This is a genomic window from Sphingobacterium sp. KH_072 (genome assembly GCF_057837975.1).
Window position 1 is genome coordinate 3283502 of record NZ_CM174457.1, and the last position, 14410, is coordinate 3297911.

11 protein-coding genes are annotated in these 14410 nt (G+C 44.5%); 4 read left to right on the forward strand and 7 right to left on the reverse strand.

Going from position 1 to position 14410, the window contains the following annotated elements; translation table 11 throughout:
• Positions 1-170 precede the first annotated feature (170 nt).
• Genes AC3IRT_RS14620 through AC3IRT_RS14630 form a run of 3 tightly spaced genes read left to right on the forward strand, consistent with a single transcriptional unit; the run spans position 171 to position 2835 of the window.
• Positions 171-1040 carry a LiaF transmembrane domain-containing protein gene (locus AC3IRT_RS14620; RefSeq protein WP_489393949.1) on the forward strand — a complete coding sequence of 290 codons (870 nt, stop codon included), beginning with the start codon at positions 171-173 and terminating at the stop codon, positions 1038-1040.
• A 12-nt stretch (positions 1041-1052) separates the two neighbouring features.
• Positions 1053-2096, forward strand: coding sequence for a sensor histidine kinase (locus AC3IRT_RS14625; RefSeq protein ID WP_489393950.1), 1044 nt, complete (start codon positions 1053-1055; stop codon positions 2094-2096).
• The gene (locus tag AC3IRT_RS14630) at positions 2089-2835 is read left to right on the forward strand and encodes a LytR/AlgR family response regulator transcription factor (RefSeq protein ID WP_489393951.1); all 747 of its coding nucleotides are present in this window, start codon (positions 2089-2091) and stop codon (positions 2833-2835) included. The genes AC3IRT_RS14625 and AC3IRT_RS14630 overlap by 8 nt, the downstream gene beginning before the upstream one ends.
• Before the next feature lie 12 nt (positions 2836-2847).
• Here AC3IRT_RS14630 and AC3IRT_RS14635 read toward each other — a convergent pair whose 3' ends face one another.
• From AC3IRT_RS14635 to AC3IRT_RS14655, 5 genes are all read right to left on the reverse strand, one after another.
• Positions 2848-4749 (reverse strand): RecQ family ATP-dependent DNA helicase, encoded by a 1902-nt coding sequence (locus tag AC3IRT_RS14635; RefSeq protein WP_489393952.1) that lies wholly within the window; start codon positions 4747-4749, stop codon positions 2848-2850.
• Positions 4750-6813 (reverse strand): ComEC/Rec2 family competence protein, encoded by a 2064-nt coding sequence (locus tag AC3IRT_RS14640; RefSeq protein WP_489393953.1) that lies wholly within the window; start codon positions 6811-6813, stop codon positions 4750-4752.
• Entirely contained in the window at positions 6807-8861 is a 2055-nt protein-coding gene (locus AC3IRT_RS14645) for a ComEA family DNA-binding protein (RefSeq protein ID WP_489393954.1), read from the reverse strand. Before AC3IRT_RS14645 ends, AC3IRT_RS14640 begins: the two co-directional genes overlap by 7 nt.
• Positions 8851-9636, reverse strand: a complete 786-nt coding sequence (locus AC3IRT_RS14650; protein WP_489393955.1) for a hypothetical protein — start codon at positions 9634-9636, stop codon at positions 8851-8853. Before AC3IRT_RS14650 ends, AC3IRT_RS14645 begins: the two co-directional genes overlap by 11 nt.
• A gap of 64 nt (positions 9637-9700) precedes the next feature.
• The gene (locus AC3IRT_RS14655) at positions 9701-10684 is read right to left on the reverse strand and encodes a 2-hydroxyacid dehydrogenase (RefSeq protein ID WP_489393956.1); all 984 of its coding nucleotides are present in this window, start codon (positions 10682-10684) and stop codon (positions 9701-9703) included.
• Positions 10685-10818: 134 nt separating this feature from the next.
• Here AC3IRT_RS14655 and AC3IRT_RS14660 point away from each other — a divergent pair, with 134 nt between their 5' ends.
• On the forward strand, positions 10819-12051 hold the full coding sequence (locus tag AC3IRT_RS14660) for a DUF819 family protein (RefSeq protein ID WP_489393957.1): 1233 nt from the start codon (positions 10819-10821) through the stop codon (positions 12049-12051).
• An 8-nt stretch (positions 12052-12059) separates the two neighbouring features.
• On the opposite strand, the gene thrC is transcribed toward AC3IRT_RS14660, so the two are convergent.
• On the reverse strand, positions 12060-13367 hold the full coding sequence (gene thrC, locus AC3IRT_RS14665; protein WP_489393958.1) for a threonine synthase: 1308 nt from the start codon (positions 13365-13367) through the stop codon (positions 12060-12062).
• Positions 13368-13382: 15 nt separating this feature from the next.
• Complete coding sequence (locus AC3IRT_RS14670) at positions 13383-14378, reverse strand: homoserine kinase (RefSeq protein WP_489393959.1); 996 nt, start codon at positions 14376-14378, stop codon at positions 13383-13385.
• Positions 14379-14410: the final 32 nt, after the last annotated feature.

The following is a 14410-nucleotide window of genomic DNA, read 5'->3' on the forward strand; positions in this document are numbered from 1 at the left end:
TTTACATATTCGCGTAATTGAAATGACTTTGGTGAGCATTGCGGTGAAAATATTTCACCGAGTAATAGCGGATGTTCACCGAAAAAAATACCTAGGATGCCTATTTCAGCTCGCTAAGCTGATTTTTTCGATCTACTTTCGAATCATCAAAGGAACATAAACACAACGTCATGAGTACACAAAACACAAATAACGACAACCGGCTGCCAAAGTCGAATAATACGACAAATTTCGCCGGCGCGTTCATCATACTATTCGGACTCGCACTTCTCATGAAGAATATGCGGTTGGATATCTTCCCACGTTGGATCTTCGGATGGGAGATGATCCTGATTGTCATAGGTTTGGTGATCGGCGTGAACTCCAAATTTCAAAAGAAATCGTCCATCATACTGATTGCGATTGGTTCGATCTTTTTACTAAAAGACTTGATCGGCATGTCTTTCGGAAAGTTTTTTATCCCGGCCATGGTAATCGCAATGGGTATTTATCTCATCAAACGTAACCGCGTGTTGCCGCCACTACCTCCAGAGCATCCTACACGTCCGGATGATGAGTACGATTGGGACAAACGCGTTGATCCAGATTATGCCAACGGTGAGATCTATCCACCAACAGGCAACTATACATCATCTAAGCAGCCTGTAGACCAAAATTCGTCTACAGGCTCTGCCTCTTATGCAAACTATAGCGCGCAGCATGATAGCTATCTAAAAGTAGACACCTTTTTCAGCGACACAAAGAAGTCCTTACTGACCACCAATTTCCTTGGCGGCACGATCACCAGCGTATTTGGCAGTACAAAGATCAACTTCTTACAGGCTGATATCAAACAAGCGGTAGTATTGGATACGTTTCAACTTTTTGGAAGCACCAAAATCATTATCCCACCGCACTGGCAAGTATCCAGCAATGTCGCTTCCATCTTTGGGGAACTGGATGATCGGCGACCGATATTGGACATCACGACCGATAAAAACAAAAAGATTTATATCACCGGAACATCCATTTTTGGCGGATTGACGATTAAAAACAACTGATAAGTATTTTTTATGACGCAGACGCAGTATCCCAAATCAAAAAAATGGCTGATCCACACTTCATCGTGGATTATTTGTGTTTTGTATTTCTTGGTCGTTTATGGGTTGTTGTGGTGGGTAAAAGTTCCTTATGAAACCATTTTGTATGATGGAGCAATCAGCGCATTGGTTATTACCGGCACCTCGTATCTGATTTACACTTCATTACAATACTACCTTCCAAAGAATAAGCAATTTTGGAAGCTATTTAGCTTTGCTATTATATTCAGCGCGCTCAGCGTATTTTGTACACGTTTTTGCCTTTTACAAGTATTCTCGCCCGAGCAAGTGATTTACCTTACGTTCAGCATGCCTTTTCGTTTCGTGATCAATTTCCTGGTGATTACCTGTATTATGATTATCAATATTTTCTGGAATATTCAGGAAGAATATGAGGAAAACAAAGAACGAAAAGCACAGTCTGAGCGCATGGTACGCGATGCCGAACTCTACAATCTACGCCAGCAATTGCAACCGCATTTCTTATTTAACAGCCTCAACTCGATCATCGCACTGATCGGCAGCAAACCACAGGAAGCTAGAAGCATGACCTTTCAGTTATCCGATTTTCTGCGCGGCACGTTGCGCAAAGATGAAAAGCAATTTATCTTGTTAGAAGATGAATTGAAGCACTTACGTTTGTATTTAGACATTGAAAAAGTACGTTTTGGGCATCGGTTAAAGACGATTTTTGATTATGATGATGCTATTTTACCAGCCCAAGTTCCCGTCATGATTATTCAACCGATACTGGAGAATGCCATTAAGTTCGGGCTGTATAACGTAACAGGCGATGTGTTGATTACGATTGATGCCTACAAAGAAGAAAATATGCTTTTCATTGTGATTACGAATCCCTTTGATGTGGATCAGTTTGAAAACAAAAGAGGCACGGGATTTGGCCTATCCAGCATACAGCGACGCCTTTATTTACTTTTTGGGCGCACCGATTTACTAACAACAAGTACCGATAATAACACCTTTATATCCACCCTAAGAATACCTCAATATGATTAAGACCATTTTGATTGACGACGAACCTTTAGCCAGAAGCATTTTATTAGAATACTTACAATCTTACCCCGATTTTGACGTGGTTGCCGAGTGCAACGACGGATTTGAGGGTGTAAAAGCCATACAACAGCACAAGCCCGATTTGGTATTTTTGGATATTCAAATGCCTAAATTGACAGGTTTCGAAATGTTGGAATTATTGGAGGACCAACCGCACATCATCTTTACGACGGCGTTCGATGAGTTTGCGATCAAAGCTTTTGAGAAAAATGCCATTGATTATCTACTAAAGCCGATCAGTCCAGATCGTTTTGAAAAAAGCTTGGACAAGTTCAAAAGTAACTTTAGCGGCACTACCGAAGCAAAAGCTAGGAAAGCGAGCGATCAGCTGCAGGAATCTATGGAAGAACAAGGTTTGGAGCGTATCGTGGTGAAGAATGGTTCGCAGATCAAGATAATTCCCGTACAGCAGATCAACTTTTTGGAAGCATACGATGATTATGTGAAGATCCACACGACTGATGGCATGTTTTTAAAGAATAAAACAATGAGTTCGTTTGAGAAACAGCTGGATGCAAAGCAATTTGTACGTATACATCGCTCCTTCATGATCAAAGTGGATCAGCTAGCCAAGATCGAACCGATGGAAAAAGACAGTTACATTGCGATTCTGCATTCGGGTGATAAGGTAAATATTAGCAAATCGGGTTATGCGAGATTGAAACAAGTAATCGGGATTTAGAACCGTGGAGTATTAAAACCCCACATTCCAATAGTATAAATCTTCTTTAAGAACGAGCTGCTCCTCATCCAGTAAGGTTCTGAATACGTCTAGCTTTGCTTTTTCGGAACCAATACCAATCTGGTCGATGAGTTCTCGCAAAGGCAAAGGTTTGTCCAGCAATAAGTTTTTAATTTGCTCCCTAATTTGAGAAGAAACTTTTCCATGGTGAGCACGTACCAAACAAAGATCACACACGCCGCAGGGAGTAGCATTATGTTCACCAAAATAAGTCAACAAAGCGATACTGCGGCAGTTATCGGTATCCAGATAATGATAAATCGCCTTGGTTTGTTCCTCTTTGACACGACGACGTTCTCGAATAAAAGTGGTATCGACGTACAAGTTTTTCCGATCAATTCGAGGGCGTAAAAACTGCAATTGCGGGGCATCTGTTTTAGGCATATAAGTAATCAGTTCCATCTGTTGCATCGTTTGCAACATGTGCACTATTTCCTGATAAGGAACGCTCAGCGCCTTGGCAAATTCATATTCATTGATCGGTACAAATAAATCAAATGCTCCGCCATAGCTCCGCAAAACACGCTTAATCAGTGGATCGAACTTCGCAGACTGCACTTGAAATTTGTACACTTCCTGGTAATCCACTTCAAACTTCAATCGTGAAGGAATAAAGACCGCCTCCGAAAGACTCAGCCAACCATCGCGCTCCAAGAATTTCAACGTACTCAGGGTAGGTAGCACACCCAGATTATATTTTTTCGCAAAGTCGACCACATCAAAAGACAACACCGTGCCCAAACCAGCGCCGTAAGCGATCTGAAAATAGTTGGCCAGCTGATGATAGACTTGTTGAATAAACGAGACATCCGGAAAGGAAGATTCCAGATTCGCCCAAAGGCGATCTCGGTCTTCTTGATTATACAATAGCACAGGAAATGCCTTTCTGCCATCGCGCCCTGCCCTACCAGCTTCCTGATAATACGCTTCTAGTGAGTCGGGGATGTCCAGATGAATGACAAATCGTACATCGGCTTTGTCAATCCCCATTCCGAAGGCATTCGTGGCCACAATCACGCGCGTGCCATTACTCGCCCAGCGTTGTTGTTTTTCGGTGCGCGTTGGCATATCCAGACCGGCATGATAAAAATCAGCCGAGATACCTTGATTCATTAGATAACGGGAAACTTCTTGCGTTTCGCGTCTATTGCGCACATACACAATTCCGCTGCCACCGATTTTTTGGATCACCCGCAACATCCGGCCCATCTTATCTTCTTCCGGTAGCACCATATAACCTAGGTTTTCACGCTGAAAACTTTTGGTCAATACATTGGGCTTGGGAAATAGCAGTTTCTCCTGAATATCCAAGATCACCCTTTCCGTCGCTGTTGCGGTTAACGCAAGAAAAGGAATGTCGGGGTGCAATTCTCGAAGTCGATGCAGTTGAAGGTACGATGGTCTAAAATCATAGCCCCATTCCGAGATACAATGTGCTTCGTCGATCGCAAAAAGATTGACGTTCATATGCCGCAGACGTTCCCATACGATGTCCGAATACAAACGTTCGGGCGATAGATATAAGAATTTGATGTTTCCAAAAATGCAATTATCGAGTGTGATATCCACTTCGCGCTTTGTCATGCCCGAATAGATCGCTACTGCTTGAATATCTTGCTTGCGCAATCGCTCCACTTGATCTTTCATCAGCGCAATCAAGGGAGATATCACGATGCAGATCCCTTCTTGAAGCATGGCAGGCACTTGAAAGCAAATGGATTTGCCACCACCTGTTGGCATCAGCGCGAGCGTATCTTGCCGCATCAACACTTCGTGGATAATCTCCTCTTGAAGTGGTCTGAATTGGTCGTATCCCCAATACTGTTTTAATATAGAAAGGCTTGTCGGATTCATTTATTCTGTCTTCCAAACATAAGCAAAATTATCCTTTAAGGCATAATAGTCTACTTTTGCATCCATTAGTGCTGCGGCATTTTTTATGATGTAAAAGGCACTGTTGCTACCATCCAACACATGCAATGTAGGCTGCCAGATATGATCTGCTCGTACGGACCGATTGTTTCGCACTAAGATCAGTCCAGCATCTGCTGGTGGATCATAATCGCCCTCATTCCACACATACAATCGGAGATTGGCCAGGATCAACAAGCTATTTTGTTGTGCAGAGATTTGAACCAATTCTATCTGATCTTGCGCGCGATAGAATTTTAAATCCGGCATCACCGCATACTGAATACTGGCATGTTGCAAAGAATCTAATGTACTAAACAAAATAACCCGGCCTCGTTCGTACCAAGCCATAGCCACATGCTGCCGCATCTGATAAACATGCAGCCCACGATAATTTATCCTTTGATGCCATTGCCAGAAAGATATACTCGCCAAAAAAAATATAGTAGTGCCTAGTGCATACAAGGATTGTTTTGAGCGGTAATTCACCGCGACAAAAAAGGCAGCCACTGCTCCAAACAACAAAATCACTTGTGGAATAGTATAGGAAAAACCTTGCCAAGTCGCTCCAGGTAAATTGCCAATCCACTTTAAAGTGGAGACCATCACATGGATTGCTACATGCTCTAGCGTACCGAGTAGCTGCGCTACCACAGGAATCGGTAACAACATTAGCCCAACGCCTAGATACATAATGGCCGTAGCCGGAATTGTGATGAGCAGATTAGCTAGAAGGAAGTAGTTGGGGAATTGCCCAAAGTAATAGAGCGTTAACGGAGTCGTTACCAGCTGAGCGGCTAGCGAGATATAACTATATTCTACTAAAGTTCGCAGCCAGCGGTGGCGAGGAAGATACAGCGACCGCAGCAGCGGAAAAATCAGAAATATGCCCAACATTGCGAGGTATGACAACTGAAATCCAACATCAAAAAGCATGGCCGGATCGTACCACAAAATACAAAAACCAGAGGCGAAAAGTGCATTTAAACTCTGTTGCCGACGACCAATCCATTGACTCAACACAAAGAAACTAATCATGATACCAGCGCGCAATATGGGCGGTGCCATGCCCGTGAGCACGACGTACAACCAGATGAAAGACAATACCAAGCTAAAACGAAACGATTTGCCGTACGTCCACCGATCCAAGGGTCGCAACAGGAAAGTCAACAAGATAAAAACCATACTAACGTGCATCCCCGAAACGCTGAGAATATGAATAGTCCCTGTATCAGTAAAGGCCGAATAGATTTCGGGATCCATCTCTGCCCGATAACCAAACACCAGAGCCGCTGCTACAGAAAACGCGGTTTGATCGGCAATGTTCGACCGAAACTGGGTTACGACGCGCTCCTTCAAATGCAGTACATAAGTGTACCAAGTGGTTTGCGATTTGAGGATCAGAAGTTGCGCGGCGGATAAGCGTTGTTGATGATGAATCCCACGATTGGCTAGGTACTTTTTGTAATCAAATTCATTGGGATTGTACGGTGGCGCAACGCGCCGTAAATTTGCGGGAAACTGTATCCGATCTCCATATCTTGGCGATAGCGTGGTGGCACTGTCCTTATAAACATTGAGCAGCACCCTACCTGAAACCTGCTGTGTCGTACCAGAAGAATCAATCCCCGCCTGTAAATCTACTCGAAGTCGAATCGTTCCTTTCTTATCCAAAGGTTCCTCCACGACGTCGCCAATGAGTTGGGTAAAATCTTGATCAGCCACATAATCTACTTTAGTTTCTGGCAGAGAACGACCATATTGCATCAGCCCCAGCGAAATCCAACTGAAATACAATAGCAAGTTTATTGCCTTAGCAGGAATGCTTAGCATTAAGGAAACCAACAAACATAATAGCAAACTAAAGGAAACACCTGTGATAAATAGCACCAAAGCGTAACTCCAAAAGAAGCATTGAGCCGCAACAATCCCCAACAAATAGCCGAGCAATAGCTTCAAAAATGGCATCAATCCACCTTCTAATCGAATGATCGGATACGTTACCATCGGTATCTTACTTGCAGTTTTACTTCACTTCTTTGATCACCATCAATTCGATCCAATTGTGAGCCGATACTTTCAACACCTGAGAACTTAGTGATGGCGTACCGCACCCAAAGATCTGCCCGCCTCGAAAACCGCCAACGCATATTAGCGTACGTGCGCCAACCTCTACCATAATACATAGGAAATGATGCGGCATAAAGCACATCTTGCTCATAGGCATAAATGCGAGAATCGAAAGATTCTGTCGTAAAATATGCAACGCGCGCATTGCCCGAAATTTTATTGTTTCTACTACTCCACAAAAGATCCTGAAAAACCAATACGCCAAACTCACGCGAAGTGAGTTCTTTAAAATAATAAGAAACCTCAACTCTAGATCGTATTGCCCATATCTCATTCAATTTATACTGGAAATCTATCCGCCCTTGATTTCGGATCATATCGGCCTGCATATTTTCCGGCCGGCTAGGATCCGTCACATTTTCTTGCCGCAGGCGATGTCGAAAACGAAAGATTAATCGGCCCTGCTTGTACCAAATGTATGAAAGTTGAGATAAAAAATCTACGCCCGATGATGGCGCGTCTGCCCGAAAGCGCAACCAAGGAAAGCTAAACGCATCCAGATAATTCACCCATTCTATCTTGCGAGATGGGTGGTACATCAATCCGGTGTACAGACCGCGTTCATTTCCCAAAGTAGACAACTCACTAATTGATTGCGCGAAGAACTGATGATAGTTCGCTTCGTAATATCGGTGGTTTACTACAACGGTCAATTTGGGATGCAGGCTGGCCATTAATCCATTATTCGTGGCATAGCCACTACCCAAGCTGTGTGCCGCTTCTCCATAAAGATAAGTGTTCCCAAAAGTGTAGTTATAGTAAACGCCAACATTATTAAGCTGATTCCCTTCAAAAGAAAAACGATTACGCAATTCATCGTTCGGTTGGATGTATCCATCGAATGTGGTAGATAGCCAAGTAGCGCCCAACTTTAATCGATCATGTTGATAAACCACATTGGCGCCATAAACGTATTGATTGATCGCCCGCCGGTAACTTTGCTCAGTCGGCGTACGACTGTAACCCGAATAATTGATGGTACGAATTTCGCGTTGACCATCCACTTCAATCACATTACCATCCAACTTGTTCCAAGCTACAAAAGGGGTGAATGACCAATTTTTGTGGGCAATAACAGCCGATGCGCCACGCATAAAATTACTTTGATTGAGCGACTTATAGGGCAACAATCCCACTCCTTGCCGAGCCACACTCGCCATCCATGCGCCCTTGCCAAAGTGCAATCCATTCCACAAAATCAACCCTTGCCCTACCTGCAAGGCATAATCGCCAATAACAATGCGCTTGAAAATGCCAACATCTTTAATCAGCACGCTCACCGAATAGAAATCAAAGCCATAGCGCTGCTCGTACCGAAAGAAAGGTTCGCCAGCATGTTTGTTCATATTCACCGCAACTTCCAAGCGATTTTCGTAATTCATACGGAATCGCACAGCTACACGGTCTGGTGAGCCCAGATATCGAGAACGATTTTCATCGGTGATCTGATAGCCCTGCTGCGTTTCTAGAATGCGACCGTAGCGTACCATCACTTCGGAATGGCTCTTTTGCATCATGTTGCGCAAAGATTGACGTTGCCACTCGCTTGGCGTATTTACACGCACAAATCGCTGCAGCAAACGCACCGTTTGTAGATCAAAACCATCTACCGCTTGCAGTTCCAATGCCGAGAGGTATTGGCCACTTTGTTGTCGGTGCAACAGTAAATTATTAATTTGTAATGGCGTTAGGAACACCAAAGCAGCAAAATCTTGTTCCGTCGCTTGATTGAGATCGATCGGACGGATCAAATACTGCCGAAGTCGCTCCAAAATTTCGCTCACATCCAAATCAGGCGCTAGATCTTCTACCAGTTGCTCCAGCAATTGCTCTTCCATAAAAGCATCTTCCAAACGCTGCGCCTGTGCTTTGAAAAACAGCAACGATAGCAGACATGCCCAGAGTGTATGGTGCTTAGAAAACATACGAAAAACCTAATTGCGGCGAAGTGCCCAATTCACGATGTATGGAAGCGGCAATATCTAGATGAATGTTTCGACTCACTATCCCCGCGCCCACATAATATTGCACCGGTTGCGACGAAACACCACCTCTCACACTAAAATATCGATGAAATTGATACGCTAAACCTGTGCGGAGCTCGGGATTCTGATCACGCTCCCAGAAGATATCGGTAGCCCAGTAAACTTGTTCGGAAAATAGATAACTTATCCCTACTACTGTTTCCAGCGCTTCTCGTGGCAGGAGCGCATTGATCGAATTGGAAAAATTGATTTCTCGAAGATATCCGCCTATCACCAAGTTGTTGCGATGATATTGTAGTCCTGCACTTAGACTACTCGTGGCGATTGCTGGAATGTCTTCCCAAGCTACGCGACGTTGCTGAAACCCGACTGCCGCACGCCAATTATTGGCGAAAGGATAGGCATAGCTTATTTCCCAAGCCGTTTGCTGCAACACATTGGAGCTGTTGTACTGATGGATTCGCACACCTACTGCACCCGTTTTAAAGATCGGCAACACACCATACGCACCGTAGCTATACAAATCTGACAATGCGTAATGCGTTTGGTAAGCCGCGCTAATGGAATAATTTTGTTGCCGTGCCATTCCTGCAGGGTTTGCCATCGGACTATGTATGCCTTGGTATGCGGCAGCAGTATTGCCCATACCCAACAGCGCAGGCGCTTGAAACACCTGCGCTGAAATGCGCGTAACCGTTAATAAGAAGAGGAGCAACCGAAACACTTTTACCTAATTGATAATTAAGTAAATATATTTCTTTAAAATTTATTAAATGATTTTATTTATAAATATCTGCATTTACTATTTGCGGCATCTGCTTCTCTTCCAATGCCGCTAACAGGTTTTTAGCCGCCATCTCGACCATGGCGGTACGCGTCTCGATTGTTGCAGATCCTATATGTGGCAAAACGCATACGTTAGACATTTGTAACAGCGGGCTATCCGCAGTCATCGGTTCTGGATCGGTCACATCCAAGCCTGCTCCCCAAATCTGTCCATCACGCAAGGCATCTGCCAGATCTGCTTCGTGATGGATCGCGCCTCGGGCCGTATTAATGAATATGGCAGATGATTTCATCTTGGCAAACGCGTCTTTATTGAATTTATGTCGCGTTTCGTCCGAAAGGTTAGTATGTACCGACAACACATCACTTTGTGCAAGCAATTCTTCAAAACTCACGTATTTGGCATCTAGTGCTTCTTCTGCTTCTGTATTACGATTTCTGTTGTGATAGATGATATCCATATGGTAAGCGCCTTTTGCTTTTTTTGCCATTTCTACGCCAATACGTCCTAGACCCAAGACGCCCAAAGTTTTACCATTTAGCTCAATGCCCAACTCTTCTGTAAATCCGAAACCTTTCCATTGCCCATCAATAACTTCTTTTGATCGGAAAAATGCTTTTCGCGAAACGGCTAACATCAACAAAAAAGCAACATCGGCGGTAGCGCCACTCAGTACATCTGGCGTATTAGATACAGGAATGCCCAAGCTTGTAGCAGTTTTTAAATCGACATGATCATAACCTACACTGGCGAGTGCAACGCCTTGCAAGTGTGAACAAGCTTCTAAGAATGACTTTGTAATTGGTAACTGTCCCACATTCAATAACAGATCTACCTCTTGACAGGCTTCTATCAGTTCCGCTTCCGACAAGGTGCTATCTCCCTGATGTACGATCACTTCCACACCGGCTTTTTCTAATAATTCGATACCTTTCGCAGGAATATCTTTGGTAATAAATACTTTTCTCGTCTTCATAGATTTGTTTTTGCACAACCTCTCTAACATCTCAGTAGATAGATAGCTACAGAAATGAATAGAAATGCTTACTTTCAGAACAATTTAGCTAAATTATGTTCCCCATGCAATACCCGATTCTATACGCAGCACCTATGATTACTGATCAAGCAGTCATTCTGGGAATATTAATGCTGATTTTGGGATTCGTCTTTTATACTTCAGCGCTACAAAATAAATATATCGTCGGATTCTATCGGGTTATCCCCCCCCTTTTACTTTGCTATTTTTTACCGGGTATCTTGAATTCTGCTGGTGTGTTTGATGATTCCAATTCGCCTTTACCGCAGGTTGGCAGTCGATATCTATTGCCATCTTGCCTTATTCTTTTTTTACTAAATCTCGACCTCCAAGAATTGTGGTCTTTACGCAAGCGCGCTGGCATCATGTTTATCACGGGAACGATAGGCATTGTAGTAGGCGGTCCGCTTGCCGTTTGGATTACGGCATTTATTTCTCCAGAAACCGTTGGAGGTGCTGGGCCAGATGCTGTTTGGCGCGGATTGGGCACGTTGGCTGGCTCGTGGATTGGTGGCAGTGCCAATCAATTAGCGGTGCGAGAGATTGTACAACCATCCACCAAACTTTTCTCGGCCATTATCGCGGTCGATGTATTTGTGGCCTATTCGTGGATGGCCTTGTTACTATATGGTGCTTCGCGGTTTGCTCAAGTTGATCGCTGGTTTCGGGCAGATAGTGCCGATGTAGCATTGCTGACAGAAAGAATGCAACAGCGAGAACAGCAAAATAAGCGCAATCCGGAGGTCAAAGATTTGATTCTGATGTTGAGCTTTGCGCTTGGAGGAACAGGTCTGGCTACTTTTTTGGCAGAGCCAATAGCCGTATACATCCAAACTTACCATCCCGCAATGGCCAACCTGTCGTTGACCAATACCTATTTTTGGATTATACTATTTGCCACGCTTATTGGAATCGGACTTTCCTTTACGCCAGCCCGCCGGTTGGAATTTGCGGGAGCTTCTAAGCTGGCGACGGTTTTATTATATATGCTGATCGTCACGATTGGTATGCAGATGGATATTTTAGCGATTAGCGATAACCCCGGCTTATTTTTAGTCGGTTTTCTTTGGTTATTTTTTCATGCGCTATTGCTATTCGTCGTTGGTCGATATTTCAAAATACCATTCTTCTACTTCGCCTTGGGCAGCATGGCCAACGTAGGTGGCGTAGCTTCGGCTTCTGTTACGGCTTCGGCTTTCCATCCTTCGTTGATCTCTGCGGCGGTACTTTTGTGTGTTTTCAGCTATGCCATAGGCACGTACGCTGGCTGGCTTACCGCCTTATTGATGCAGCTGGCATCTCCTTAATTAAGCTGTTATTTATTCTTGATTAAATATTCTTTGAAAGCATCATAACTGGCTGACATAGGTACGGCTTGCTTTTCTCCATGCTCTAAATGATCTGCTCCTGTGGGCAATTTTACTTCCTTAAATAACGCTGCTGGTATGGCGTCTGGAAATTTGCAAGGATGTGCCGTAGAAAGCAGTACAGATGCATACGTTCCTGGCTGCGCTGCCCGGTGCGCTTTGGCCGCCAAATACGCGATGGCCGTGTGCGGACAAGCGACGTAAGCATATTGATCATACATTTCCTGTACTCCTGCCAAAGTCTCTTCGTCGTTGTAAGTATAGGTCTGAATTAAGTTTTGCAAAGTGGCCAAATCGTGATTGAACAGGTCTTGAATCCGCACCCAATTGCTTGGATCACCTACGTCCATGGCATTTGCCACGGTTTGCACCGATGGTTTTGGCTCGTACTTGCCAGACGTCAAGAAGCGTGGCACGGTATCATTCGCATTGGTAGCTGCCACAAAGTTTTTCACCGGCAAGCCCATTTTATAGGCGAGCAATCCCGCTCCGATATTTCCATAATTGCCACTCGGCACCGTGAATACCACCTCCGAGATGCCTTGTATGCGCAGCTGCGCATACGCCCAGAAATAATAGAAAGTTTGCGGAATCAGACGCGAAATATTGATGGAGTTGGCCGAGGTAAGTCGCAATTGTTGATTGACCTCCGCATCGTTAAAAGCCTGCTTTACTAAGGCTTGGCAATCGTCAAACGTGCCATCCACTTCAATGGCGCGAATATTCTGTCCGTTGGTGGTCAGTTGCTGTTCCTGCACTTTAGAAACTTTACCTTTTGGATATAGAATCGTGACGCGTGTGCCGGGCACACCGAGAAAACCTAATGCAACGGCGCCACCTGTATCACCAGAAGTCGCGACCAAGACATCCAATAATTTATCGTCTTCTTTAGAGAAATAACCCATGATGCGGCTCATAAATCGCGCTCCAAAATCTTTGAATGCGAAGGATGGTCCATGAAACAATTCTAGAACGCCCGTTTCACTATCTAAAAAGCGAATCGGTGCATCAAAGTTGATGGCATCTGCTACGATATCTTTTAATGCTGGTGCTGGAATATCATCGCCCACATAGAGCTTGGCAATTTCCAGTGCAATCTCTTGCAATGAATATTGGGTGATGTTCTTAATAAAGAGCGGATCCAGCTTCGGAATCTCTTCTGGCATATACAGCCCCTTATCTGCCGGCAGGGAATGGAACACGGCATTTTTAAAATCGGTGCGTAATGCTTTATTATTGGTGCTATAAAATTTCATCTGGTGTGAGCGTGTTTAATCTAATAATCTTGGACCTTGTGTATTGACGGCAGAAACGTAGGTATTACTATCTATTTCTTGCTGATCGAGGTGTTTTTTGATTTCTTGGGTAATGGCGTGAGCAACTTCTTCGCTCTGCGTGATAGCCACCACGGAAGGACCGGATCCCGAAATACCAAAACTTAATGCGCCATGCGACAGCGCAATTTCTTTCATCTCGGCAAATTGAGGGATCAGGATCGCACGCACCGGCTCAATGATCACATCTTGCATGCTGCGCCCGATCAACGCAAAGTCATTACGATACAAGCCTGCTATTAATCCAGCAACATTTCCCCACTGCACGACGGCGTCTTTCAATGCAACGCGTTCTTTGATTAACTGGCGCGCATCTCTGGTCGGCACATCCACATGTGGAAACACAATCCCAGCATACATGCCGTCTGGTACTGGCAAAGCCACAATATCCAATGGCTCGTACGAGCGGATCAGTGTAATTCCGCCCATCAATGCCGGCGCTACATTATCGGCATGTCCATGTCCACAAGCTAAGCGTTCGCCCTCGATGCAGTACGGCAGCAATTCTTCTTTTGTTAATGGATTTCCCAATAAGCCATTGATCGCAAAAACTCCAGCAACCGTACTCGCGGAGCTAGATCCCAATCCGCTTCCGATCGGCATATGTTTGACCAATTCTATTTCAATTCCGAATTCATCGGCTAGTCCCAGGTCTTCCAAGACTTTCATCGCGCAGGCGCTCACCGTATTCTGTGCTGGATCCAGCGGAAGCCGACCATCGTCCCCTTTAATAGACGTAATGCGTACGCCTAGTTGATCGACTTTGGTCATCGTTACCTCATCGCCGGGCGCATCCACTGCAAATCCCAAAATATCAAATCCACAGATCATATTGGCCACGGTCGCAGGCGCGAATACGCGAACCTGTTCGCGGATATTTTCCATATTTACTCGCTGATCTATCATGACGTCAGCGCCTTTATTATCATTCATATCGTTTCTTTTAGATTGCTAGTTTGATCTTA

What these genes read in the sequence shown, in the direction of transcription:
- AC3IRT_RS14620 (WP_489393949.1), top strand. Translation starts at nt 171, where the DNA reads ATGAGTACACAAAACACAAATAACGACAACCGGCTGCCAAAGTCGAAT.
- AC3IRT_RS14625 (WP_489393950.1), top strand. Translation starts at nt 1,053, where the DNA reads ATGACGCAGACGCAGTATCCCAAATCAAAAAAATGGCTGATCCACACT.
- AC3IRT_RS14630 (WP_489393951.1), top strand. Translation starts at nt 2,089, where the DNA reads ATGATTAAGACCATTTTGATTGACGACGAACCTTTAGCCAGAAGCATT.
- AC3IRT_RS14635 (WP_489393952.1), bottom strand. Translation starts at nt 4,749, where the DNA reads ATGAATCCGACAAGCCTTTCTATATTAAAACAGTATTGGGGATACGAC.
- AC3IRT_RS14640 (WP_489393953.1), bottom strand. Translation starts at nt 6,813, where the DNA reads ATGGTAACGTATCCGATCATTCGATTAGAAGGTGGATTGATGCCATTT.
- AC3IRT_RS14645 (WP_489393954.1), bottom strand. Translation starts at nt 8,861, where the DNA reads ATGTTTTCTAAGCACCATACACTCTGGGCATGTCTGCTATCGTTGCTG.
- AC3IRT_RS14655 (WP_489393956.1), bottom strand. Translation starts at nt 10,684, where the DNA reads ATGAAGACGAGAAAAGTATTTATTACCAAAGATATTCCTGCGAAAGGT.
- AC3IRT_RS14660 (WP_489393957.1), top strand. Translation starts at nt 10,819, where the DNA reads ATGATTACTGATCAAGCAGTCATTCTGGGAATATTAATGCTGATTTTG.
- thrC (WP_489393958.1), bottom strand. Translation starts at nt 13,367, where the DNA reads ATGAAATTTTATAGCACCAATAATAAAGCATTACGCACCGATTTTAAA.
- AC3IRT_RS14670 (WP_489393959.1), bottom strand. Translation starts at nt 14,378, where the DNA reads ATGAATGATAATAAAGGCGCTGACGTCATGATAGATCAGCGAGTAAAT.